This window comes from Enterobacter cloacae complex sp. GYL001, assembly GCF_049237125.1.
In the GTDB taxonomy this organism is placed as follows: domain Bacteria; phylum Pseudomonadota; class Gammaproteobacteria; order Enterobacterales; family Enterobacteriaceae; genus Enterobacter; species Enterobacter hormaechei_C.
The window spans coordinates 61,485-85,390 of the sequence record NZ_JBMKGW010000016.1 but is presented as its reverse complement, the minus strand read 5'-3'; the positions used below and the strand labels follow the sequence as shown (position 1 = coordinate 85,390).

At 56.5% G+C, this 23,906-nt stretch carries 19 protein-coding genes and 1 pseudogene; 5 read left to right on the top strand and 15 right to left on the bottom strand.

Translation table 11 applies throughout. The annotated features are described in order from the left end of the window. Positions 1–86 precede the first annotated feature (86 nt). Positions 87–398: pseudogene (locus tag ACOTWU_RS21110) on the top strand (Rrf2 family transcriptional regulator); the annotation flags it as partial. A gap of 66 nt (positions 399–464) precedes the next feature. On the opposite strand, the gene oqxB reads toward ACOTWU_RS21110, so the two are convergent. Beyond that, complete coding sequence (oqxB, locus tag ACOTWU_RS21105; RefSeq protein WP_017692935.1) at positions 465–3,617, bottom strand: multidrug efflux RND transporter permease subunit OqxB; 3,153 nt, start codon at positions 3,615–3,617, stop codon at positions 465–467. Positions 3,618–3,640: 23 nt separating this feature from the next. Continuing rightward, a complete protein-coding gene (locus ACOTWU_RS21100; RefSeq protein WP_023304204.1) occupies positions 3,641–4,816 on the bottom strand; it encodes an efflux RND transporter periplasmic adaptor subunit in 1,176 nt (391 codons plus the stop codon). Positions 4,817–5,153: 337 nt separating this feature from the next. On the opposite strand from ACOTWU_RS21100, the gene ACOTWU_RS21095 reads away from it, so the two are divergent. After that, complete coding sequence (locus tag ACOTWU_RS21095; protein ID WP_015572178.1) at positions 5,154–5,507, top strand: helix-turn-helix domain-containing protein; 354 nt, start codon at positions 5,154–5,156, stop codon at positions 5,505–5,507. A 101-nt stretch (positions 5,508–5,608) separates the two neighbouring features. Here the strand turns inward: ACOTWU_RS21095 and guaA are convergent, their stop codons facing one another. After that, on the bottom strand, positions 5,609–7,186 hold the full coding sequence (gene guaA / locus ACOTWU_RS21090) for a glutamine-hydrolyzing GMP synthase (RefSeq protein WP_006811514.1): 1,578 nt from the start codon (positions 7,184–7,186) through the stop codon (positions 5,609–5,611). Positions 7,187–7,253: 67 nt separating this feature from the next. Next, the gene (guaB, locus tag ACOTWU_RS21085; RefSeq protein WP_003860601.1) at positions 7,254–8,720 is read right to left on the bottom strand and encodes an IMP dehydrogenase; all 1,467 of its coding nucleotides are present in this window, start codon (positions 8,718–8,720) and stop codon (positions 7,254–7,256) included. A gap of 159 nt (positions 8,721–8,879) precedes the next feature. On the opposite strand from guaB, the gene xseA reads away from it, so the two are divergent. From xseA to ACOTWU_RS21070, 3 genes are read left to right on the top strand one after another with little or no spacing between them, the layout of a single operon-like run. After that, positions 8,880–10,253: an exodeoxyribonuclease VII large subunit gene (gene xseA, locus ACOTWU_RS21080; protein WP_032654466.1), complete on the top strand. Its 1,374-nt coding sequence runs from the start codon at positions 8,880–8,882 to the stop codon at positions 10,251–10,253. A gap of 58 nt (positions 10,254–10,311) precedes the next feature. Then, the gene (locus tag ACOTWU_RS21075; protein WP_032654468.1) at positions 10,312–11,331 is read left to right on the top strand and encodes a M4 family metallopeptidase; all 1,020 of its coding nucleotides are present in this window, start codon (positions 10,312–10,314) and stop codon (positions 11,329–11,331) included. After that, a complete protein-coding gene (locus ACOTWU_RS21070; protein WP_006811517.1) occupies positions 11,332–11,682 on the top strand; it encodes a protealysin inhibitor emfourin in 351 nt (116 codons plus the stop codon). On the opposite strand, the gene ACOTWU_RS21065 is transcribed toward ACOTWU_RS21070, so the two are convergent. The 11 genes from ACOTWU_RS21065 to ndk all read right to left on the bottom strand — a co-directional run bounded on the left by ACOTWU_RS21065 (position 11,679) and on the right by ndk (position 23,844). After that, on the bottom strand, positions 11,679–11,900 hold the full coding sequence (locus tag ACOTWU_RS21065; RefSeq protein WP_015572176.1) for a zinc ribbon domain-containing protein: 222 nt from the start codon (positions 11,898–11,900) through the stop codon (positions 11,679–11,681). The genes ACOTWU_RS21070 and ACOTWU_RS21065 overlap by 4 nt on opposite strands. 50 nt (positions 11,901–11,950) lie before the next feature. Then, complete coding sequence (locus ACOTWU_RS21060; protein WP_220719667.1) at positions 11,951–12,985, bottom strand: Gfo/Idh/MocA family oxidoreductase; 1,035 nt, start codon at positions 12,983–12,985, stop codon at positions 11,951–11,953. A 61-nt stretch (positions 12,986–13,046) separates the two neighbouring features. Further along, positions 13,047–14,588 (bottom strand): peptide MFS transporter, encoded by a 1,542-nt coding sequence (locus ACOTWU_RS21055; protein ID WP_126498886.1) that lies wholly within the window; start codon positions 14,586–14,588, stop codon positions 13,047–13,049. A 299-nt stretch (positions 14,589–14,887) separates the two neighbouring features. Then, positions 14,888–16,360: a ribosome biogenesis GTPase Der gene (gene der, locus ACOTWU_RS21050; protein ID WP_022648998.1), complete on the bottom strand. Its 1,473-nt coding sequence runs from the start codon at positions 16,358–16,360 to the stop codon at positions 14,888–14,890. Positions 16,361–16,472: 112 nt separating this feature from the next. Next, positions 16,473–17,651 (bottom strand): outer membrane protein assembly factor BamB, encoded by a 1,179-nt coding sequence (gene bamB, locus ACOTWU_RS21045; RefSeq protein WP_017383525.1) that lies wholly within the window; start codon positions 17,649–17,651, stop codon positions 16,473–16,475. A 10-nt stretch (positions 17,652–17,661) separates the two neighbouring features. Further along, positions 17,662–18,282, bottom strand: coding sequence for a YfgM family protein (locus tag ACOTWU_RS21040; protein WP_126498887.1), 621 nt, complete (start codon positions 18,280–18,282; stop codon positions 17,662–17,664). A 13-nt stretch (positions 18,283–18,295) separates the two neighbouring features. Continuing rightward, positions 18,296–19,570, bottom strand: a complete 1,275-nt coding sequence (gene hisS / locus ACOTWU_RS21035) for a histidine--tRNA ligase (protein ID WP_022649001.1) — start codon at positions 19,568–19,570, stop codon at positions 18,296–18,298. Positions 19,571–19,651: 81 nt separating this feature from the next. After that, the gene (gene ispG / locus ACOTWU_RS21030; RefSeq protein ID WP_126498888.1) at positions 19,652–20,770 is read right to left on the bottom strand and encodes a flavodoxin-dependent (E)-4-hydroxy-3-methylbut-2-enyl-diphosphate synthase; all 1,119 of its coding nucleotides are present in this window, start codon (positions 20,768–20,770) and stop codon (positions 19,652–19,654) included. A 26-nt stretch (positions 20,771–20,796) separates the two neighbouring features. Beyond that, on the bottom strand, positions 20,797–21,807 hold the full coding sequence (gene rodZ, locus ACOTWU_RS21025; RefSeq protein WP_032649072.1) for a cytoskeleton protein RodZ: 1,011 nt from the start codon (positions 21,805–21,807) through the stop codon (positions 20,797–20,799). Between the two features lie 291 nt (positions 21,808–22,098). Then, positions 22,099–23,265: a bifunctional tRNA (adenosine(37)-C2)-methyltransferase TrmG/ribosomal RNA large subunit methyltransferase RlmN gene (locus ACOTWU_RS21020; RefSeq protein ID WP_003860623.1), complete on the bottom strand. Its 1,167-nt coding sequence runs from the start codon at positions 23,263–23,265 to the stop codon at positions 22,099–22,101. Positions 23,266–23,412: 147 nt separating this feature from the next. Beyond that, positions 23,413–23,844, bottom strand: coding sequence for a nucleoside-diphosphate kinase (gene ndk, locus ACOTWU_RS21015; RefSeq protein WP_003860625.1), 432 nt, complete (start codon positions 23,842–23,844; stop codon positions 23,413–23,415). Positions 23,845–23,906 lie beyond the last annotated feature (62 nt).

Genomic DNA, 23,906 nt, shown 5'->3' with positions numbered 1-23,906 from the left:
GATTTTTCGCGAAACCATTTGATCATATGACAAGATGTGTATCCACCTTAACTTAATGATTTTTACCAAAATCATTAGGGGATTCATCAGCGCTTGGCCGCAACGGCTCTATTCACCTTGGCCGCCCGGCGGAAGAGATTACCCTGCGTGATATCTACCTTTCCGTCACTGAAGATAAAAAGCTGTGGGCGTCCCGTCCTGACGTCCCGGCCCGCTGCGTGGTCAGCGCCAACGCCTGCTGGTACTTCAAATCAATCGCTGATGAAGCGGAGCAGGCTTCGTTAGCGGTTTTAGCGCGCCATACCGTCGCCAGCGCGCTGGAAGAGGTGAAAAAAGCCGATACCAGCGGGTGCGATCCGGTGCCGGAACTCTGCACACAGCATAAAAAAGCGCCCTAATCCTGACAGACTGCGAAAAAAAAGCCGCCTTCATTGTGAAGGCGGCTTTTTGCTATCTGCTACGTCCTACGCAGGCAACACCTCTCTTTCCGCTTTACCGCGCGTCACGAACTTACGCAGCGTCACGTAAAAGACCGGCGTCAGGAACAGACCAAACAGCGTCACACCCAGCATCCCGGCGAACACGGTGATCCCGGTGACGCCGCGCACTTCTGCCCCTGCCCCGTGACCAAGGATCAGTGGAATGGTCCCGGCAATAAAGGCGATAGAGGTCATTACAATCGGGCGTAAACGTAGGCGGCACGCTTCCAGCGCGGCCTCCATAATGCCTTTGCCCTGAATTTCCAGCTCGCGGGCAAACTCCACTATAAGAATCGCGTTTTTACAGGCCAGCCCCATCAGTACCACCAGCCCTACCTGCACGAAGACGTTGTTATCGCCCCCGGTCAGCCAGACGCCGAACAGCGCGGAGAGCATCGTCATCGGCACGATGAGGATCACCGCCAGCGGCAGCGTCCAGCTTTCATACAGCGCCGCCAGCACCAGGAACGCCAGCAGCACCGCGACCGGGAAGACGATCAGCGCCGTGTTGCCCTGGGTGGCCTGCTGGAAGCTCAGGTCCGTCCATTCAATATTCATCCCGTTCGGCAGGATCTGCTTAGACATACCGTCCAGTTGCGTCATCGCCTGCGCGGAAGAGAGCACGCGCGGGTCAGCATCGCCAATCAGATCCGCCGCCGGGTAGCCGTTGTAGCGGATCACCGGGTCCGGACCGTAGGTGGTCGTGATTTTCACCATACTGCCAATCGGCACCATTTCACCCTGACTATTACGGGTGCGTAAATTCGCGATATCTTCCACGCTGTCGCGGAACTGCCCGTCGGCCTGTGCCATTACGCGCCAGGTGCGACCGAACTGGTTGAAGTCATTCACATAAGACGAGCCCAGATAGGTTTGCAGCGTCCCGAAGAGATCGGTGAGCGACACGCCCTGCGCTTTCGCCTTATCACGGTCAACCTGTACATCCAGCTGCGGAACGTTTGCCTGGTAGGTTGAGATAGGGAAATGCATCCCCGGCGTCTGCATAATCGCCCCGGACATGGTGTTCACCGCGTTTTGCAGCGCGCCATAGCCCAGACCAGCACGATCCTGAATGTACAGCGAATAGCCCGATCCCTGGCCCAGACCTAAAATCGGCGGCGGCAGAATCGAGAAGCCAAAGCCCTGCTGGATTTGCGCGATTTTCGCGTTGATCTCCGCGTTTATTTCCGCCGCAGTATGTTTACGCTGGTCGAAAGGCTTCAGGCCAAAGAAGACCGTCCCGGTGTTCGGCGTATTGGTGAACTGGAGCGCATTCAGGCCAGGAAACGCGACCGCATAATCCACGCCTTCGGTATTCATCCCGATTTCGCTCATTTTGCGGATCACCGCATCGGTGCGCGCCAGCGACGAGCCTTCCGGCATTTTCACGCCGCCGATCAGGTACAGCTTATCCTGCGTCGGAATAAACCCGCCGGGAACGGCTTTAAACATCACGCCCGCAGCGCAAAGCAGCAGCAAATAAACCACGAACACTGCCCCGCGTCGGCCGAGCGTTTTGCCCACCAGCCCCTGATAGCCAGTCGAGCTGCGGTGGAAAAAGCGGTTAAACGGACGGAAAATCCAGCCGAACAGACGATCGATAAGCCGGGTCGGGAAATCTTTCGGGGCGCCATGCGGCTTCAACAGCAGCGCGGCCAGCGCTGGCGAGAGCGTCAGCGAGTTGATCGCGGAGATCACCGTGGAAATGGCTATCGTTACCGCAAACTGCTTGTAGAACTGACCGGTCACGCCGGAGAGGAACGCCATCGGAACGAATACCGCACACAGCACCAGCGCAATGGCAATAATCGGTCCGGACACTTCACGCATCGCCTGATGCGCTGCCGCAAGTGGGGCGAGCCCCTCTTCGATATTTCGTTCGACGTTTTCCACCACCACGATGGCATCGTCCACCACGATACCAATCGCCAGCACCAGCCCGAACAGGCTCAGGGTATTCAGCGAAAAGCCCAGCAGGTAGAGAATACTGAACGTGCCCACTACCGATACCGGCACCGCAATCAGCGGGATTATCGACGCGCGCCAGGTTTGCAGGAACAGGATCACCACCAGCACGACCAGCACCACCGCTTCCAGCAGCGTTTGCACCACAGCGCGGATCGAGTCGCGTACAAACACCGTCGGGTCGTAAGGCGCCGCCCATTTCATATCGTCCGGGAATCGTGTGGACAGTTCGTCCATTTTGGCGCGTACCGCGTTAGACAGATCGATGGCGTTTGCCCCCGGCGACTGGAAGATACCAATCCCGACCGCGTCTTTATTGTTCAACTGGGAGCGCAGCGCGTAGCTGCCGGACCCCATCTCGACACGCGCCACGTCGCGCAGTCGGACGACCGTACCATCCTGCGTGGTTTTCAGGACAATGTTGCCGAACTCGTCTTCGGTATGCAGGCGGCCCTGGGCGTTAATGGAGATCAGGAAATCGCTCTCTTTCGGCAGCGGCTCGGCGCCAAGCTGCCCGGCGGACACCTGCACGTTCTGCTCCTGCATCGCCGTGACCACGTCCGAAGCGGTCAGCCCGCGGGCCGCGACCTTGTTCGGGTCCAGCCAGACGCGCATCGCGTATTCACCCGAGCCGAAAATCTGAATCTGCCCCACGCCGGGCAGACGCGCCAGCTCGTCCTTCACCTTCAGCGTGGCGTAGTTACGCATATACAGTGAATCGTACTTACCGCCAGGCGAAAACAGATGCACCACCAGCGTCAGCGTTGGCGACTGTTTCTGAGTCGTGATGCCCAGACGCCGCACGTCTTCCGGCAGACGCGCTTCGGCCTGCGCGACGCGGTTTTGCACCTGAACCTGCGCCTGATCCGGGTCGGTGCCCGGACGGAAGGTGACGGTAGTCACCAGCACGCCGTCGGAGCCCGCGACGGATTTCATGTACATCATGTTCTCAACGCCGTTGATCGCCTCTTCCAGCGGCGTCGCCACGGTCTCGGCAATCACTTTCGGGTTGGCGCCCGGGTACTCGGCGCGCACCTGCACGCTTGGCGGCACGACGTCAGGGTATTCGCTCACCGGCAGCAGCGGGATGGCGATTAATCCTGTGATAAAAATCAGAATCGACAGTACGGCGGCAAAAATCGGCCTGTCGATGAAAAAACGGGAAAAGTCCATGGATTGGATTCTCAGGTAAGGGATCAGTTGAGGGCGGCGCTGGCGGTCATGGCAACGGTTTTCGCGTTAACCGGCATACCCGGCATAAACACTTTTTGTAAACCATCGACGATGACTTTATCCCCGGGATTCAGCCCCTGCTGTACGATACGTAAACCGTCGGCCAGACGCCCGGGCGTAATGTCGCGGCGCTGCGCTTTCCCGTCTTTATCCACGATATAGACATATTTACGATCCTGATCGGTCAGCACCGCCTTATCGTCAACAAGCGTGGCTTTAAATTCCGCACTGCCCGGCAGACGCACGCGGGCAAAGAGTCCTGGCGTGAACTGACGCTGTGAGTTATCCAGCAGCGCGCGCATGCGGATCGTTCCGGTACCCGGTGTGAGCTGGTTATCCAGGAAATCCACTTTGCCCTGATGGGGATAGCCCTCCTCGCCCGTCAGGCCAATCTCCACCGGCAGCGCCGCATGATCGCCGGACACCCGCTGCCCGCTGCGGGCCAGGTTCTGATAGTGAAGGTAGGTTGACTCGTCCACGTCGAAGTAGACATAAACCGTTTTCTGCGAGACCAGGGTGGTGAGCACGCTGGCGCTGTCGCCCGCCGTCACCAGGTTACCGCTGGTGATCAGCGCCCGGCTGGCGCGACCGTCGATAGGCGCGGTCACTTTGGTGAAGTCGAGGTTAAGTTGCGCAGCGTCTACCGCCGCCTGCGCGGCGCGAATATCGGCCTGCGCCTGGGTAGCGGCGGAACGGCGCTGCTCCCACTCTTCGCGGGACACCACGTTGGTATTGACTAATTTATCGGTACGGTTAGCCTCGCTTCGCGCCAGACTGGCCTGCGTTTTGGCTCTCGCCAGGTTCGCCTGCGCCTGTTCCAGCGCGGCGCGATAGGTTCGGTCATCAATCGTGAACAGCACCTCGCCCTTTTTCACCTCCTGGCCGTCGGTGTAATTCACTTTCTCAATGTAGCCGGAGACGCGCGGACGCAGCTGAACGCTTTCCACCGCTTCAATGCGACCGTTAAAGCTGTCCCACTGGCTAATGGATTTCACCACCACGTCAGCAGCGCTGACAACGGGCGCTTGCGGCGCGGCATTTTGCGCGACGCTGTCATCGCACCCGACGAGAAGCGCGGAGAGTAAAACCACCCCCATCGCGCTCAGATGAAAGTTAACCCAGGTTTTTTGCAGGCTCATTATTTTTATTCCGGTTATTGTAGCCGCCGGGCAAGACGCAGCGGGAGGCGCCGCGCCACTTCCTTTGTCCGGTAGCTGGCTGAAGGCCATTTGTGTCGTTCATCGCCACAAAACTGTAACAGTTGCGAATACACTATCGTGGCGATTGTAGGAAGGCGCTTAATTAAGTGCAAGAATAATTGTTGCACTTTATGTGCTATTTGCGGCGAAGATAAATCACGCGTTTTGAGAGGGGATTTAAATGCAACAATAAAACTTGCAATTAATGTAAAAACGGGTCACCTTTAAGTGCAACAAACAAAGATGCTTTTTAATGCGCGGCGTAGGGGGAAGCAAAATGAACACGGGTGCATTCATTCACGATTTACTCGACTGGATCGACAATAACCTCGATAGCCGTCTGGACATTGAAACCGTCTCCAGGCGAGCCGGCTATTCGAAATGGCACCTCCAGCGGCTTTTCAAAGAGCATACCGGCTCCCCTCTCGCCGAATATATTCGCGCGCAAAAGCTGCAAAAATCGGTTGAGCGCCTGGCCCACAGCGATGAACCGATTCTGAACGTGGCGATCGCGCTGGGCTTTGACTCTCAGCAGTCCTTCAACCGCAGCTTTAAGCGTCAGTATGGTCAGGCACCCGGCGCATGGCGACGCAGTATCGGCTGCCGTGAATCGCGGCAGATGAGCCAGTAGTTCACCGCCGGGCCGGATATCGGCCAAAAAGAAAAACCCTCTGTAAACAGAGGGTTTTATCAGTCTTACCTGCTTATAACTTCGCAGGAAAGGTTATGGGCTTACTCCCACTCGATCGTCGCCGGTGGCTTACCGCTGATGTCATACACCACGCGGGAAATACCGTTCACTTCGTTGATGATGCGGTTAGACACGCGGCCTAAGAAGTCATACGGCAGGTGCGCCCAGTGCGCGGTCATGAAGTCGATGGTTTCCACCGCACGCAGGGAGACAACCCAGTCGTACTTGCGGCCATCGCCCATTACGCCGACGGAGCGAACCGGCAGGAATACGGTGAACGCCTGGCTCACTTTGTTGTACAGGTCAGCTTTGTGCAGTTCTTCGATGAAGATAGCGTCCGCGCGACGCAGCAGGTCGCAGTACTCTTTCTTCACTTCGCCCAGCACGCGCACGCCCAGACCCGGACCCGGGAACGGGTGACGGTAGAGCATGTCGTACGGCAGACCCAGTTCCAGACCGATCTTACGCACTTCGTCTTTGAACAGCTCGCGCAGCGGTTCAACCAGGCCCATCTTCATCTCTTTCGGCAGGCCGCCCACGTTGTGGTGAGATTTGATGACGTGCGCTTTACCGGTTGCGGAGGCCGCAGACTCGATCACGTCCGGGTAGATGGTACCCTGCGCCAGCCACTTCACGTCTTCCAGCTTCAGCGCTTCTTCGTCGAACACTTCCACGAACACGCGACCGATGATTTTACGTTTCGCTTCCGGATCGTTCTCGCCTTTCAGCGCGTCCAGGAAGCGCTGCTCGCCTTCCACGTGAACGATGTTCAGACCGAAGTGGTCGCCAAACATGTCCATAACCTGCTGGGCTTCGTTCAGACGCAGCAGACCGTTGTCCACGAAGACGCAGGTCAGGTTTTTACCGATGGCGCGGTGCAGCAGCATCGCGGTCACGGAGGAGTCCACGCCGCCGGAGAGGCCGAGGATCACTTTGTCATCGCCAACCTGCTGGCGGATACGCTCCACGGCATCGTCGATGATTTTTGCCGGGGTCCACAGGGCTTCACACTGGCAGATGTCACGCACGAAGCGCTCCAGCATGCGCATACCCTGACGGGTGTGGGTCACTTCCGGGTGGAACTGCACGCCGTAGAAACGTTTTTCTTCGTTCGCCATGATGGCGAACGGGCAGCTTTCAGTGCTGGCAACGGTCACGAAGTCGGACGGGATAGCGGTGACTTTGTCGCCGTGGCTCATCCACACGTCCAGCAGCGGTTTGCCGTCTGCGGTCAGGGAGTCTTCGATACCGCGCACCAGCGCGCTGTCGGTGACGACTTCAACCTGTGCGTAGCCGAACTCACGCTCGTTAGAGCCTTCTACGTGGCCGCCCAGCTGCATCGCCATGGTCTGCATGCCGTAGCAAACGCCGAACACCGGTACGCCCGCTTCGAACACGTACTGCGGCGCACGCGGGCTGTTCTCTTCGGTGGTGCTTTCCGGGCCGCCGGACAGGATGATGCCGCTTGGATTGAACTCGCGAATCTGTGCTTCCGTGACATCCCACGCCCACAGCTCACAGTAAACGCCCAGCTCACGCACGCGGCGCGCCACCAGCTGAGTGTACTGAGAACCAAAGTCCAGGATGAGAATGCGATGTTTATGAATGTTTTCCGTCATTGACGCTAATTCCGAGGCAAGTGAAACAAAACAAAGCGCCCGGCATTGAGCCGGGCGCGGAAATTTATCAGGAGCCCAGACGGTAGTTCGGGGACTCTTTGGTGATCGTCACGTCGTGAACGTGGCTCTCCTGGATACCCGCACCGCTGATGCGTACGAATTCCGCTTTGGTACGCAGCAGGTCAATGGTACCACAGCCGGTCAGCCCCATACAGGAGCGCAGGCCGCCCATCTGCTGGTGAATGATCTCTTTCAAGCGGCCTTTATACGCCACGCGGCCTTCGATACCTTCCGGCACCAGTTTGTCTGCGGCGTTATCGGTCTGGAAGTAACGGTCGGAGGAACCTTTGGACATCGCGCCCAGGGAGCCCATACCGCGGTAGGATTTATAAGAACGACCCTGGTAGAGTTCGATTTCACCCGGGGATTCTTCGGTACCGGCCAGCATGGAGCCCACCATCACGGCTGCGGCACCTGCGGCGATCGCTTTGGCGATGTCGCCAGAGAAACGGATACCGCCGTCCGCGATTACCGGAATACCGGTACCTTCCAGCGCTTCAACCGCGTCAGAAACCGCCGTGATCTGCGGCACGCCTACGCCGGTGACGATACGGGTGGTACAGATAGAGCCAGGACCGATACCCACTTTCACCGCGCTGCAACCCGCTTCCGCCAGCGCGCGAGCGCCTGCGCCGGTTGCCACGTTACCGCCGATGATCTGGAGATCCGGGTATTTAGCACGGGTTTCACGAATACGTTGCAGAACGCCTTCGGAGTGGCCGTGGGAGGAGTCAATCAGCAGTACGTCAACGCCCGCAGCAACCAGCGCGTCAACGCGCTCTTCATTACCCGCACCGGCGCCCACCGCAGCGCCGACGCGCAGACGGCCATGCTCATCTTTACAGGCGTTCGGTTTACGTTCTGCTTTCTGGAAATCTTTAACGGTGATCATGCCGCGAAGGTGGAAGTTCGCGTCCACAACCAGCGCTTTCTCAACGCGTTTTTCGTGCATTTTCGCCAGCACCACGTCGCGGGTTTCGCCTTCACGCACGGTCACCAGACGCTCTTTTGGCGTCATGTAGACGCTGACAGGCTGGTTCAGGTCAGTCACGAAACGCACGTCACGACCGGTAATGATGCCGACCAGTTCGTTGTCTTCAGTGACTACCGGGTAGCCTGCGAAGCCGTTACGCTCTGTCAGAGCTTTCACTTCGTGCAGCGTGGTGGTTGGCAGAACGGTCTGAGGATCGGACACGATACCGGATTCATGCTTCTTCACGCGGCGAACTTCTTCCGCCTGACGCTCGATAGACATGTTTTTGTGGATAAAGCCAATGCCGCCTTCCTGTGCCAGGGCGATAGCCAGACGCGCTTCAGTCACGGTGTCCATTGCTGCGGAGAGCATAGGAATGTTCAGACGAATGGTTTTCGTCAACTGCGTGCTGAGGTCGGCAGTATTCGGCAGAACGGTGGAGTGAGCGGGAACGAGGAGGACGTCGTCAAACGTCAGTGCTTCTTTAGCGATACGTAGCATGGGCAATATCTCTGACCTGGGTGGTTAAATATTGCCGTGGCATTATACAGAGCGTAACCGATTGCATCCACACTTTTTTGAAAAAAATGCTTGCGCTCACCTCTCAGCAGGTTACTATCGACTGAATAACTTGCTGATTTAGAATTTGATCCCGCTCACATGTTATCCTCTCAATCCCCCTCAATTTATACTGTCAGCCGCCTTAATCAGACGGTACGTTTGCTGCTTGAGCAGGAAATGGGACAGGTCTGGATCAGCGGTGAAATCTCTAACTTCACGCAGCCTGCTTCCGGTCACTGGTACTTTACGCTGAAAGACGACACCGCTCAGGTACGCTGCGCGATGTTCCGCAACAGCAACCGTCGCGTGACGTTCCGTCCTCAGCATGGACAGCAGGTTCTGGTTCGCGCCAACATTACCCTGTATGAGCCGCGCGGCGATTATCAGATTATCGTCGAGAGCATGCAGCCCGCGGGCGAAGGCTTGCTGCAACAGAAGTACGAGCAACTCAAAGCCATGCTTTCGGCTGAGGGATTGTTCGACCAGCAGTTTAAAAAGCCCCTGCCCTCACCCGCTCACTGCGTTGGGGTCATTACCTCGAAAACCGGTGCGGCCCTGCACGATATTTTGCACGTCCTGAAGCGCCGTGACCCTTCCCTGCCCGTCATTATTTACCCAACTGCCGTTCAGGGTGACGATGCGCCGGGGCAGATCGTGCGCGCGATTGAACTGGCAAATGCCCGTCAGGAGTGTGATGTATTAATCGTTGGGCGCGGCGGCGGCTCGCTGGAAGACCTTTGGAGCTTTAACGACGAGCGCGTGGCGCGGGCAATCTTTGCCAGCCTTATCCCGGTGGTAAGCGCCGTCGGCCATGAAACGGATGTGACGATAGCGGATTTTGTCGCGGATTTACGCGCGCCCACGCCGTCCGCGGCGGCAGAGGTAGTCAGCCGTAACCAGCTGGAGCTGCTGCGTCAGATCCAGAACGGGCAGCAGCGCCTGGAGATGGCGATGGACTACTTCCTCGCCAACCGTACCCGCCGCTTTACCCAGCTTCACCATCGTCTGCAACAGCAGCATCCGCAATTGCGTCTGGCGCGTCAGCAAACCGTGCTGGAACGTCTGCGTCAGCGGATGAACTTCGCGCTGGATAACCAGCTTAAGCGGGCGGTATCTCGCCAGCAGCGCGTCACGCAGCGTCTGAACCAGCAAAACCCGCAGCCGAAGATTTATCGCGCACAAACGCGTATCCAGCAGCTTGAGTTCCGCCTCGCGGAAAATATCCGCTCACGCCTGAGCACCACGCGCGAGCGTTTCGGCAATGCGGTCACCCATCTGGAAGCCGTCAGCCCGCTCTCCACGCTGGCTCGCGGCTATAGTGTGACCACCGCGACGGACGGCAAAGTGCTGAAACAAACGAAACAGGTTAAAGCCGGGGATGTGCTCACCACCCGGCTTTCTGACGGCTGGGTCGAGAGTGAGGTGAAAGAGATCAAACCGGTGAAAAAAACGCGCCAGCGTAAAAGCGGATAAATCTTCGCCGGTTACAAACTATACTGCTGCTATTGCCTTTTTTAATAAGGAGAGCAGCATGCCCCATTTTCATAGCGTCATCCCTCCGTATATTCTTCGCCGTATTATCGAAAGCGGTTCTGAGCCGCAGCAGCGCTGCGCCCGTCAGACCTTAACCCACGTCCAGACGCTGATGGCCCATATGCCGGGCAAACCCGCCGCCCCGCATGTTAATAAAGCCGGTCAGCTTGAGCGTGACATCTACGATGCGAAACAGACCCAGGAGCTGCCGGGTACCCAGGTGCGCTATGAAGGCCAGCCCTCCAACGGCGATGTGGCGGTGGATGAAGCGTACGATTATCTGGGTATCACCCATGATTTCTTCTGGAAAGAATATCAGCGCGATTCGCTCGATAACAAAGGGCTGATCCTCACCGGCACCGTGCATTATGGTCGGGAATATCAGAACGCCTTCTGGAACGGCCAGCAGATGGTCTTTGGCGACGGTGACGGAGAAATCTTCAACCGCTTCACCATTGCCATCGACGTGGTGGCGCATGAGCTGAGCCACGGCGTGACCGAGACCGAAGCCGGACTGATCTATTTTGAACAGTCGGGCGCGCTGAACGAGTCGTTATCCGACGTGTTTGGCTCGCTGGTGAAGCAGTATCATCTGAAGCAAACCGCCGATAAAGCAGACTGGCTGATTGGTGAAGGGCTGCTGGCAGCGGGGATTAACGGCAAAGGGCTACGTTCCATGTCTGAACCCGGTACCGCCTACGACGATCCCCTCCTCGGCAAAGACCCGCAGCCCGCGCACATGAAAGATTTCATCAAAACGCGCGAGGATAACGGCGGCGTGCATCTTAACTCCGGCATCCCCAACCGCGCGTTTTACCTGGCCGCAACGGCGATCGGTGGCTACGCCTGGGAAAAAGCGGGTTATGCCTGGTACGACACGGTTTGCGATCGCAACCTGGCGCAGGATGCGGATTTTGACGCTTTCGCAAAACTGACGATAGCGCACGGCGAGAAACGATCCGGTAGCGACGTTGGGGCGGCCATTAAACAAGCCTGGGAACAGGTGGGAGTACTGTAAATGCAGGTTCCGGAACTGACGGATGACGCCGTGGTTGAGCTGGCCCGGGAAGGCGGCGTCGCCTTTATCCCTAAGCTGAGCGGCCAGCGCACCATTGCGCTCTCCTCGCTTAATGAGGCCCAGCGCCAGCGCCTGGTGAGCATTCTTGAGCAGGCTTTCCCGCGCGGCCAGCCGCCCGGGCAAGCCTCTTCCCCCGGCAGCGGTGATCAGCGCTATTTCCGCATCCAGATTATCTGGACCGGCCAAAATCAGGCGCACTACGCCGATATCATCGTGCTGGTACCCGAGCAGGAAGCACCCGAGTCGCTGGTGGAACTGTGGCAGAAAGGTGAAGGCTGCGTGTGCGATTAACCTTCGGCCCGAACAAACTCCACGCGTTTTTTAGAGATAAGACCGTGGCCGTTCTGGCAAAAATAGTCCACCGCACCGCAGGCTTTTAGTACCTGGAGTGGCTGATGACACTCCGGGCAGCGGGCTTCGAGCGCGATATCTTTATTACAACTTTCGCAGTGCGCTACCCCGTTCAGGGGCTCCAGCGGTGTCTGGCAATCCGGGCAGGTAATCGTCATGGTGACTCCTTCAAAGCGTTCAGGTCTGCGATAATTTTACCACGTCGTGTTCAGTGCGGGCCACGCAACTGTTGCTGTAAGGTCAGCAGCAGCGTCACCTCCTCGACCCTGCGGCGCGTCGTGCGGCTCACCTCGTGCGGATCCCGTTCAAAGAGACTTTTTGCCCCCAGAATATGCTCCGCAAGGCAATGCCCGTAGATCGTACCGGGAATATGCCAGCGCTGAATTTCTTTACCCTTAATCAGCTCCAGCACATCTTCTGCGCCGCGTCGGTCGTGGCTGACGATACGCCCGTCGCGCAAATGGAAGCGTAATCCCTTTTGCCCACCCGCAGGTCCCGCGTATTTGTTAAGCCAGATGTCCACCGGCACGCCGCTGATGCTTCCCTGCAAATGCGCCTCGCCTTCCGCCGTGGTCAGATCGCCCGTTGCGATTTCGCGGTCCAGGCGGTCTTTTGCTGTCACCACCTGCAACGTCATATCGTCACTGCCGCCCAGGTAACGCACCGTTTCACGCAGCATCGCCAGCACGTGCGTACCGATATCCAGAATCACACCATCTGGATGGCGAAGCGTTCGCGCGTCTGGCTCGCCGGTGGCGAAGTTGAGCGCAATGGGCTCTCCTTCGGCGTTATACCCGCTTGGCTCCTGCAAAAAGCCTTCGATTTTGACGATGTCAGAAACATGAGCGACCAGTGATTGCTTTACGCTATCGAGACGCGCCATCCAGTGATCGAGCGCCAGCACGCGGTCGGCGGCTCCCGGTTGAGCCAGCAGCGCTTTCAGTTTTTCAATTTGGGGCAGCGTGGCGACAATCGGTTTTTCTACCACAATACGCGACGCGGGTGAGGCCAGCGCCTGCTCAAGTACCTCGAGATGGTACAGGGAGGAAGTGGTGATAAACAGGGTATCCAGCGGGTGGGAAAGAAGTTCACCGAGCGACGCGCAACGTGTGACCCCTTCAGGCTGCTTCTCGGGATAAATATCAAAACCTAAACAGCGCGGAGTATCAGGAAAAAGATTTCGTATTGCCGGTAAGTAAGCCGTTTCAACCACAGCACCAAGCCCAACAAACCCTAACAGCATGTTCTTACCTCGTTAAGTCAATTGCCGGGGCATAACGCCACCCCGGCAAGGTCGAGGCTTATCAGGCGTTAGCGGCCGGTTTAGTCTGCGCATTTTCCAGCATGCGGCGCACCGGAACAATGAGGACGATCAGCACCGCAGCACAAATCAGCAGCGCAATGGAGCAACGGGCAAAGAGGTCTGGCAGCATATCCAGCTGGTCGGCCTTCACGTGACCACCAATCAGCCCCGCAGCCAGGTTACCCAGCGCACTGGCGCAGAACCACAGGCCCATCATCTGGCCGCGCATTCTCTCCGGCGCCAGCAGGGTCATGGTCGCCAGACCAATCGGACTCAGGCACAGTTCCCCGAGCGTCAGCATCAGGATACTGCCCACCAGCCAGAACGGAGAAACCCCTGCCCCACCGTTGCTCAGCACGTTCTGCGCCGCCAGCATCATCAGGCCAAAGCCCGCCGCCGCGCACAGAATACCGATCACGAACTTGGTGATGCTGCTCGGACGAATGTTTTTGCTCGCCAGCTTCGGCCATGCCCAGCTAAATACCGGGGCCAGCAGAATGATGAACAGGGCATTGATCGACTGGAACCACACCGCCGGGATCTCAAAATCACCGATCATGCGGTTAGTGTAGTCGTTGGCGAACAGGTTGAAGGAGGTTGGCTTCTGCTCGAACGCGGACCAGAAGAACGCGGCGGAGACCAGCAGAATAAAGCACACCAGCAGCCTTGCGCGCTCTTTGCGATTCAGCCCGGCGAAGATGAACAGATAGATGAAGTAGAGCGCGACGGAGGCGGCAATCACATACACCAACACGCTGGCGACCGCGACCGGATTAATCACAATCACGCCCTGGGCAATCAACGTTACGATGATTGCAGCACCCACAGCCAGCGCCAGCAGCCAGGCACCCACGCCGTTACGTTTCACTACCGGACTGTTCCAGGTGGAGTCCAGACCGACTTCACTGTCGTAGCGCTTCATGGCCGGAACGGCAAACACGCGGAAGATAATCAGGGCGACCAGCATCCCGATACCACCGATACCAAAGCCCCAGTGCCAGCCGTGGGTTTTAATCAGCCAGCCGGAAATCAGAGGGGCAATGAACGAGCCCATGTTGATGCCCATATAGAACAGCGAGAAACCGCCGTCACGACGCGCATCGCCTTTTTTATACAGGGTGCCGACCATGACCGAGATACAGGTCTTGAACAGGCCGGAGCCGAGCACGATAAACATCAGGCCGATGAAGAACAGGTTGTCGCCCATGATGGCCGACAGGGCGATCGACAGGTGCCCGAGCGCAATCAAAATCGAACCGTACCAGACGGCCCGCTGCTGGCCGAGCCAGTTATCCGCCAGCCAGCCGCCCGGCAGCGCAGCGAGGTACATGGTGCCGGCAAAGATGCCGACAATCGCCGAGGCGTTTTCACGCGCCAGGCCCATCCCGCCGTCATAGACGGTGGCGGCCATAAACAGAATCAGTAGCGGGCGAATACCGTAAAACGAAAAACGCTCCCACATCTCGGTGAAGAACAGCGAACCGAGCGGATAAGGATGGCCGAAGAAGGTTCGGCTCTCTTTTTGATTAACAGAGGATTGCATAATTCTCCCGAAAAGGTATGTGTCGTGCTTGTAAACACCAGCATGTACGCCGAACGGTTACGTATCCGATCGATTTTTTACATGCGGCGAAATGTTGGTTAACCATTTGATAACCAGGCGCTAGTTTTGTCTAGTACCGAACCCTGGACTTTAAGACGAAAATTCGATGATTGTCTACTTTCTTAGATATAAACATGGTTAAAAGCGAATAGTGATTGACATCACACAGGGAAGGCAGGCCTTTTGAATGGGCGAAAAAAACCCGCGACAGGCGCGGGTTTTAGTGAGTTCGGTAAGAATTATTTGCTTTTCTTAATGTGCTTAATCAAACGCTTACGCTTACGCATCTGGTTCGGCGTCAGGGTGTTGCGTTTATTCGCAAACGGGTTCTCCCCTTCCTTGAACTGAATACGGATAGGCGTACCCATCACGTCCAGCGACTTGCGGAAGTAGTTCATCAGGTAGCGTTTGTAGGAGTCCGGCAGATCCTTCACCTGGTTACCGTGGATCACCACGATAGGCGGGTTATACCCCCCGGCGTGAGCATATTTCAGCTTCACGCGACGACCGCGCACCAGCGGCGGTTGGTGGTCTTCAGCAGCCATGTTCATGATACGGGTCAGCATCGCCGTGCTCTGACGGCGGGTAGAGCTGTCATAGGCTTCACGAACGGATTCGAACAGGTTGCCAACACCACTCCCGTGCAGGGCAGAGATGAAGTGAACGCGGGCAAAGTCGATAAAGCCCAGACGGAAGTCCAGCGTCTCTTTCACCTGCTCGCGCACTTCATTGCTCAGGCCGTCCCACTTGTTGACGACGATAACCAGTGAGCGCCCACTATTGAGGATAAAGCCAAGCAGAGAGAGATCCTGATCGGAGATACCTTCACGTGCGTCGATGACCAGCAGCACCACGTTGGCGTCTTCAATCGCCTGAAGGGTTTTGATCACCGAGAATTTTTCTACCACATCGGTGATTTTCCCGCGCTTACGCACCCCTGCGGTGTCGATAAGTACGTACTCACGTTCATCGCGCTGCATTGGAATGTAAATGCTGTCACGCGTTGTGCCTGGCATGTCGTAAACCACCACGCGCTCTTCACCGAGAATACGGTTAGTAAGCGTAGACTTACCTACGTTTGGGCGACCCACGATAGCCAGCTTGATAGGCAGATCCTGCGGGTTGAAGTCGTCTTCCGGCTCTTCCTCGCCTTCCTCTCCGGCTTCAAACTGCGCCCAGTATTCAGCGTCCTCGTCCACCTCTTCCGGCGGGTTCACTTCATCTACCCACGGCAGCAGAACGGTTTCCAGCAGGCTGGTGACGCCACGACCATGCGAGGCCGCGATAGGATAAATATCGCCCAGGCCTAAAGACCAGAAATCCGCAACAGCCTGATCGGCATCGATGCCGTCAGTTTTGTTCGCCACCAGGAAGGTAGGCTTTTCGCGTGAACGCAGATGTTTAGCAATAGCAGAATCCGCGGGCATCAGGCCAGCGCGAGCATCCACCATAAACAGAACCACATCCGCTTCTTCGATAGCCAGCAGAGATTGCTCTGCCATGCGGGTTTCTACGCCGTCTTCCGTACCGTCAATACCCCCGGTATCGATACAGATGAACTCGCGTCCTTCCACCTCTGCACGACCGTACTTACGGTCACGCGTCAGCCCCGGGAAATCCGCAACCAGCGCATCACGGGTGCGTGTTAAACGGTTAAAAAGAGTGGATTTTCCAACGTTAGGGCGCCCGACAAGCGCGACCACAGGTACCATGTTTGAAGCCTCATAAAATTCAAAATAACGTCGCTTTCGCAGCGTTTTTAAAAATGTCAAAACGGCTCCTGAGTGAACAGGAGCCGTTTAGTATACTACAACCGCCGTGTAATTAACGCGTGATCGCGTACAGCGTGCCGTCTTTTGCCTGAATCAGCAGTTTGCCGTCAGCCACAACGGGCTCCGTCAGGAAGCCTGAGCTATCCACTTTCTGCTGTGCCACGAAGCGACCATTCTCTGGATCGATCCAGTGCATATAGCCTTCGCTGTCGCCCACCACCAGGCTGCCGTTATACAGTGCCGGTGCGGTCAGCAGACGGTGCAGCAGATCGCTCTGCGTCCACAGCGTCACGCCACCTTCGGTGCTCAGCGCCAGCAGACGGTCGTTCTGATCCACCATATAAATACGGTTGCCGTCGACGATGAAATCGTTCACGGAACCCAGCTCACGTTTCCACATGATCTGGCCGCTACGCAGGTCCAGCGCCGTCAGGTTGCCGTTGTATGCCAGCGCGTAAACCACACCGTCGACGATAACTGGCGTGGTGTCCACGTCACTCAGACGGTCAATTTCAGTTGAACCGGTCGCCTGGGAAATACGCTGCTGCCAGATCATCTGGCCCTGCTGCATCAGTACCGCGCTGACACGGCCGTTGTCACCGCCCACAATGGCGGCGCCAAAGGCGGTCGCCGGAGCAGATTCGCCACGCAGAGACAGCGCTGGCATATCCAGGTTAACCGTCCATTTTACCAGACCATCGGCTTCGTTCAGCGCCTGCAACTGGCCGTTGCTGGTATGGATCAGCACCAGGCCGTCGCTGACAACCGGACGCGACAAGGATTCACCGGCAACGGTGGTCTGCCATGCAACCGAACCGTCGCTGGCATTCAGCGCGTAAACCTGCGCTTTTTCGCTGCCCACATACACGTGACCGCCAGCAACGGTCAGGCCGCCAGAAAGCAGTGCAGGTTTACGGGAGAACCAGCCGTCTTTTTCCGCCAGGTTAATGGACCACACTTCTTTTCCGTCATCAGCGTTCAGCGCTTTAACGGTGCCTTTGCGATCGGCCGCATAGACAACGCCGTCAGCAAATGCCGGGTGCAGGTTGGAATAAAAATCGCCAATACCATCTCCCACGGAGGTGTCCCAGGCGGTGGATGGGGTGAACTGGTTTTCAACCGTCGGCAGCGGGGACATTTTAACAACGTCTTCTTCGCCACTGAACAGTGAACAACCACTCAATAACGTAACAGAAAGCAGTCCTGGCAGAAGTAATTTACGCAATTGCATTGGGTCCCTCTCAGACGGACAAATTATTTATTTTCATCTGCATCATTTCGCTCAGCGCAGGTGAAGCTTTACTATCCACGCCAGCTTGCCACGCTTTACGCGCGCCCGCTTTATCACCTTTACTCAGCAGTGCTTCACCGCGAAGATCGGCAACAATAGCGGCAAAGCCTTCGCCTTTGATGGTATCAAGCGTTTTCAGCGCGTCGTCGGCTTTTTTCTGCTGAACCTGGATACGCGCCAGACGCAGATTGATCACCGCTTTCAGATTTTCGTCACTGGCAGCAGCAAGCCCCTGAGACAGTTGCGCAGCGGCTTTGTCCAGTTCGTTTTTATAAACATACTGCTGAGCCACTTCCAGCGCAGCCAGCGCGCCGTAGGTGTTTTTGTTGTCAGCGGCAAATTTCTCCGCAGCCGTCAGCGTTTGCGGCTGATCGGCACGGATTGCGCTAACGGTATTTTCGTAGTTCAGGGACGAACCGCGAGCAGAGTCAGCCTGATGATTGTTCCAGTAACGCCAGCCTACCAGCGCACCAACACCTAAAATAACCCCTACAACCAGTGCCTTGCCGTTTTCAGCAAAGAAGCGCTTAACCGCATCAACCTGGTCGTGTTCGTTCTCGTAAATTTCCACGCAGTCCTTCTCCTTAGCCCAATAGAGTGCGCAAGTGCGCCGCAACGCCATCCTGCGTTACCGTAGTTTGCTCACCAGAGCGCAGGTCTTTGACTACCACTTCGCCGTTGGCCACTTCGGACTCACCCAGCACCAGTGCGATACTTGCGCCCCACTTATCGGCACGAGCAAACTGTTTTTTAAAGTTGCCGCCGCCGTGGTTGGTCATCAGCTTAACGTCCGGCAGCGCATCGCGCACGCGTTCGGCAAGCTGCATCGCCGCAGACTGCGTATCCGCACCTGAGGCCACCAGGTATATATCGACAACAGGATCGGCTTTAAATTCCGGATTAACTGCCTGAACCAGCAAAACAAGTCGCTCAAGGCCCATCGCGAAGCCTACAGCCGGTGCTGCGCGACCACCCAGTTGTTCGACCAGACCGTCATAACGACCGCCGGCACAGACGGTGCCCTGCGAACCGAGGCTGGTGGTGACCCACTCAAATACGGTGCGGTTGTAGTAGTCCAGACCGCGCACCAGACGCTGGTTAACGGTATAAGCAATGCCCGCCGCTTCAAGCAGCTTGCACAGGCCGGCAAAGTGTTCGCGGGAATCCTCATCCAGGTAGTCACCCAGCGCTGGCGCATCGTTCAGCAGCGCCTGTACGTCAGGATTTTTGGAATCGAGTACGCGCAGCGGGTTGCTGTACATACGACGCTTACAGTCTTCGTCGAGCTTCTCTTTGTGCTGTTCCAGGAACGCCACCAGCGCATCGCGATAGTTCGCACGCGCTTCCAGAGAACCGATAGAGTTCAGCTCCAGGGAAACGTGCTCAGAAATACCGAGCGCACGCCACCAGCGGGCAGTAAGCATAATCAGTTCAGCATCGATATCTGGTCCTTGCAGACCAAACACTTCCACGCCAAGCTGGTTGAACTGACGGTAGCGGCCTTTTTGCGGACGTTCGTGGCGGAACATCGGGCCGATATACCACAGGCGCTGCTCCTGATTGTACAGGAGACCATGTTCGATGCCGGCGCGTACGCAACCCGCCGTCCCCTCAGGACGCAGAGTCAGGCTGTCGCCGTTGCGGTCCTCAAAGGTGTACATCTCTTTTTCAACCACGTCGGTTACTTCGCCGATCGCGCGTTTGAATAACGGGGTCTGCTCTACAATCGGCAAACGAATTTCGCTGTAACCGTAGCTGCCGAGCACCTGCTTCAGTGTGCCTTCAATGCGCTGCCAGATGGCGGTTTCGCCAGGCAGATAATCGTTCATGCCGCGGATGGCTTGAATGTTTTTTGCCACGTTTATTCTCTTTCTATATACAAAAAAGAACCCAAAGAATGGGTTCAATCATACATGGGAAGCAGCCTGCTTCCCATCACGTTATTTTTCAACCTGCTGAACGCTGATGCGCTTCGCTTCGTCCATCATCGTCGCTTTCGCGCGAATCCGGGCTTCGAGCTGGTCGATCATATCACTATTATCCAGACGATCTTTACGAACGCCATCTTCATAGAGACCACTTTTCTTGTTACCGCCGGTCACGCCCAGCGTGGACACCAGCGCTTCACCCGGACCGTTCACCACGCAGCCGATGATGGAAACGTCCATCGGGGTGATGATGTCTTCCAGGCGCTGCTCCAGAGCATTCACGGTGCCGATCACGTCAAACTCCTGACGTGAACAGGTTGGGCAGGCAATGAAGTTGATCCCACGCGCGCGGATACGCAGTGATTTCAGGATGTCGAAACCGACTTTGATCTCTTCCACCGGATCGGCGGCCAGGGAGACGCGTAACGTGTCGCCGATGCCTTCAGAGAGCAGCAGGCCGAGACCAATCGCCGATTTTACCGAACCGCTGCGCAGACCGCCCGCCTCGGTGATCCCAAGGTGGAGCGGCTGATCGATCTGTTTTGCCAGCAGACGATACGATTCAACGGCCAGGAAGACGTCAGACGCTTTCACGCTCACTTTAAACTGTTCGAAGTTAAGGCGATCCAGATGATCGACGTGACGCATTGCGGATTCGAGTAGCGCCTGCGGCGTCGGCTCACCGTACTTTTCCTGGAGATCTTTTTCCAGAGAGCCAGCGTTCACGCCGATACGGATTGGAATGTTTTTGTCGCGGGCGCAGTCAACCACCATGCGAATGCGCTCTTCGTTGCCGATGTTGCCTGGGTTAATACGCAGGCAATCGACACCATATTCAGCGACTTTCAGCGCGATACGGTAATCGAAGTGAATATCGGCAACCAGCGGAACGCTCACCTGCTGCTTGATCAGTTTGAACGCCTCGGCGGCATCCATGGTCGGTACAGAGACGCGAACAATGTCCGCGCCTACGCGTTCTAATGCTTTGATTTGATTGACCGTCGCTTCTACATCCGTAGTACGCGTATTGGTCATCGACTGGACGGCGATAGGCGCCCCATCGCCGACTGGCACGTTCCCAACGTAAATCCGTTTCGATTTTCTACGTTGAATAGGAGCCTGGTTATGCATGTAAAATCTCCCGCATTGCCCGTCTGTTACTGTGCTGCTGATTGTTCGGCATTAACGGTAAGACGCGCAACCTGGTTAGTTCTGATAAAGCGGCTCAGATCGACAGGTTTTCCTTGATACTGGATCTGTACCGCTGCCGGTGCGCCGATTTTAAGCTTGTAAGGTGCCTGGCCCGTTAGATTTAACGTGCCATCTTTACGTTGCAGGCCGCTGAACAGCTTTTTACCTGTCGCATCAGTCACTTCCAGCCAGCAATCCGCCGTGAAATTCATCACCAGCGCATTCGGGTCAACGGCAGGTGCCGCCGTACCCGCCGGGTCAGTTGGCAGTGACGCCGCGGTGTTATCTGCCGGTGCCGTTGCCGCAGGGGCGGTATCAACATTGGCCTGTGAAGGTGATACGACCGCGTTCTGATCCTGGGCCTGGGTGGCTGGTGCGGTATTCGCCGTCGCTTCTGGCGTCGTCGCTGGCTCGGTTGCAGGCGTGCTGCTTGCTGCCGCTTGAGGTTCGCTGGAGGTCGCAGCTCCTTCGGTGCTCAGCGGCACGCTTTGCGCGCCGTTATTACCAGACTGATTGAGCTCAGCGGAGGACTGATCGGCCATCGTCGTGATCTCTTCCTGCTGCGCTTTGTGGTTTTGCCACCACCATGCGCCCGTCAGGCCGACAACCACGAACAGGACCAGCCAGGTAAAGCTCATCAGCCAGCCATCGCGTTTTTTACGACGTTTACCCAGAGAGAAGCTCTGCATCGGCGCAACTTTTGCCGCACGCACAGGCGCCTGCTTCTCCATCATCGGCAGTAATTCGTCTTCAGGGATATGAACCAGTTTGGCGTAAGAACGGATATAACCGCGCAGAAACGTTGAAGCCAGATCGGCGGGTGCCTTATCTTCTTCAATATCGCGAACGGTGGAAACCTTCAGGCACAGGCGTTCTGCAACGGCTTGCTGGCTGAGTCCGAGTTGTTCACGGGCGTTGCGAAGACGAACGCCAGTGGAGAGTGCTGCATTTTGATCGTGAGTGGCTTCAGTATTCATTCGCTACAACTACTGGTACGTGAAAATAAGGGTTCAGGTGCCGGTGAGTCACAATGCCACCCGCACCGCGAAACTTTAGGTCAGTTAACCTGGAACAAACAGTATAAGACTGTCGGGCCGCAGATGACAGCGCTGGCAGGCCTTCACGCTAAACTGTTGTTACGTCGTTACATACTGCCCGAAAGTCGTATGAAACGCACCGTAATTATTAATCAGTCATAATGATTGTGACTGAATATTCAGTAAATTAATGCTTCACGGCGCAAAAAACGCGCCGTGTCTGCATAATAATCAAACGGTTTTGACCGCGATTGACTCACCCTGCATGCGCTTACGCAGCGTACGTTTGGTACGGTCAATAACGTCACCCGCCAGCTGACCACAGGCTGCGTCGATATCATCGCCACGCGTTTTACGAACGATGGTGGTGAAACCATACTCCATCAGCACTTTTGAGAAGCGATCGATACGGCTGTTCGAGCTACGGCCATACGGCGCGCCCGGGAACGGGTTCCATGGGATCAGGTTGATCTTACATGGCGTATCTTTCAGCAGTTCAGCCAGCTCGTGTGCATGTTCGGTACCGTCGTTAACATGATCCAGCATCACGTATTCAATGGTCACGCGGCCCTGGTTCGCGTTGGATTTCTCCAGGTAACGGCGCACGCCAGCCAGGAAGGTTTCGATATTGTACTTTTTGTTGATCGGCACAATTTCGTCACGGATGGCGTCGTTTGGCGCGTGAAGGGAGATGGCCAGCGCAACGTCAATCATGTCGCCCAGTTTGTCCAGCGCAGGCACAACGCCGGAAGTAGAGAGCGTAACGCGGCGCTTGGACAGACCAAAGCCGAAATCGTCGAGCATGATTTCCATCGCCGGAACGACGTTGGTCAGGTTGAGCAGCGGTTCACCCATCCCCATCATCACCACGTTGGTGATTGGACGTGTACCGGTGACTTTCGCCGCGCCCACAATTTTCGCGGCACGCCAGACCTGGCCGATAATTTCCGACACGCGCAGGTTACGGTTAAAGCCCTGCTGCGCCGTAGAGCAGAATTTGCACTCCAGCGCACAGCCCACCTGAGAAGAGACGCACAGCGTAGCGCGATCGTCTTCCGGGATATACACGGTTTCAACGCGCTGATCGCCAACGGCAATGGCCCACTTGATGGTGCCATCTGAAGAGCGCTGCTCTTCCACCACTTCCGGTGCGCGGATTTCCGCCACTTCTTTAAGCTTATTGCGCAGCACTTTGTTGATGTCCGTCATGTCATCAAAGTTGTCGCTGCAATAGTGGTACATCCATTTCATGACCTGATCGGCACGAAATGGCTTCTCGCCCATCTCTTTAAAGAACTCGCGCATCTGCTGACGGTTCAGGTCCAGCAGGTTAATTTTTCCATTTTTATTGGGAACCGCAGGAATGGCGACTTCGGAGGTATTCACTAATTCAGACATAATGTTTTCCGGCCTCGTTGTTACACGTTGTGGCCCTTGGTGGGTTGAAAAGAAACGCCCCGGTAAGCAGTCTGCTCGTCCGGGGCGTTGCATTGTACAAAGTCTGGCGCAGGGATGCCACGTTTGCACGCGGCATTTACGAAATTATTAGCGAGTGCGCGGGCACACTTCGCCTTCAGCGAAGAAGAACGCGATTTCGCGCGCAGCAGATTCAACAGAGTCGGAACCGTGGGTGCCGTTCTCGGTGAAGCTGTCTGCATAGTCGGCGCGCAGAGTACCTGCCAGCGCGTTGTCCGGGTTGGTTGCACCCAGCAGATCGCGGTGACGCTGTACCGCGTTTTCGCCTTCCAGTACGGATACCACGATTGGGCCAGAGGTCATGAACTCGACCAGACCATCAAAGAATGGGCGACCTTCGTGCTCAGCGTAAAAACCGCGAGCCTGCTCAACGGTCAGGTGCAGCATTTTGGTGCCAACGATCTTAAACCCTGCTGATTCAAAGCGAGCGAAGATGCTGCCAATAACGTTTTTTGCCACCGCGTTTGGTTTGATGATGGAAAAAGTACGTTCAATAGCCATTGATAACCTCTGTAAAATGTTCTGTTGTTTTTGCATACCTGAGTATGGTGTGGCGCGGATTA

Bases quoted from the DNA above. Each gene is read 5' to 3' on its own strand.
- oqxB (WP_017692935.1), bottom strand. From the start codon at position 3,617: ATGGACTTTTCCCGTTTTTTCATCGACAGGCCGATTTTTGCCGCCGTA.
- ACOTWU_RS21100 (WP_023304204.1), bottom strand. From the start codon at position 4,816: ATGAGCCTGCAAAAAACCTGGGTTAACTTTCATCTGAGCGCGATGGGG.
- ACOTWU_RS21095 (WP_015572178.1), top strand. From the start codon at position 5,154: ATGAACACGGGTGCATTCATTCACGATTTACTCGACTGGATCGACAAT.
- guaA (WP_006811514.1), bottom strand. From the start codon at position 7,186: ATGACGGAAAACATTCATAAACATCGCATTCTCATCCTGGACTTTGGT.
- guaB (WP_003860601.1), bottom strand. From the start codon at position 8,720: ATGCTACGTATCGCTAAAGAAGCACTGACGTTTGACGACGTCCTCCTC.
- xseA (WP_032654466.1), top strand. From the start codon at position 8,880: ATGTTATCCTCTCAATCCCCCTCAATTTATACTGTCAGCCGCCTTAAT.
- ACOTWU_RS21075 (WP_032654468.1), top strand. From the start codon at position 10,312: ATGCCCCATTTTCATAGCGTCATCCCTCCGTATATTCTTCGCCGTATT.
- ACOTWU_RS21070 (WP_006811517.1), top strand. From the start codon at position 11,332: ATGCAGGTTCCGGAACTGACGGATGACGCCGTGGTTGAGCTGGCCCGG.
- ACOTWU_RS21065 (WP_015572176.1), bottom strand. From the start codon at position 11,900: ATGACGATTACCTGCCCGGATTGCCAGACACCGCTGGAGCCCCTGAAC.
- ACOTWU_RS21060 (WP_220719667.1), bottom strand. From the start codon at position 12,985: ATGCTGTTAGGGTTTGTTGGGCTTGGTGCTGTGGTTGAAACGGCTTAC.
- ACOTWU_RS21055 (WP_126498886.1), bottom strand. From the start codon at position 14,588: ATGCAATCCTCTGTTAATCAAAAAGAGAGCCGAACCTTCTTCGGCCAT.
- der (WP_022648998.1), bottom strand. From the start codon at position 16,360: ATGGTACCTGTGGTCGCGCTTGTCGGGCGCCCTAACGTTGGAAAATCC.
- bamB (WP_017383525.1), bottom strand. From the start codon at position 17,651: ATGCAATTGCGTAAATTACTTCTGCCAGGACTGCTTTCTGTTACGTTA.
- ispG (WP_126498888.1), bottom strand. From the start codon at position 20,770: ATGCATAACCAGGCTCCTATTCAACGTAGAAAATCGAAACGGATTTAC.
- rodZ (WP_032649072.1), bottom strand. From the start codon at position 21,807: ATGAATACTGAAGCCACTCACGATCAAAATGCAGCACTCTCCACTGGC.
- ACOTWU_RS21020 (WP_003860623.1), bottom strand. From the start codon at position 23,265: ATGTCTGAATTAGTGAATACCTCCGAAGTCGCCATTCCTGCGGTTCCC.
- ndk (WP_003860625.1), bottom strand. From the start codon at position 23,844: ATGGCTATTGAACGTACTTTTTCCATCATCAAACCAAACGCGGTGGCA.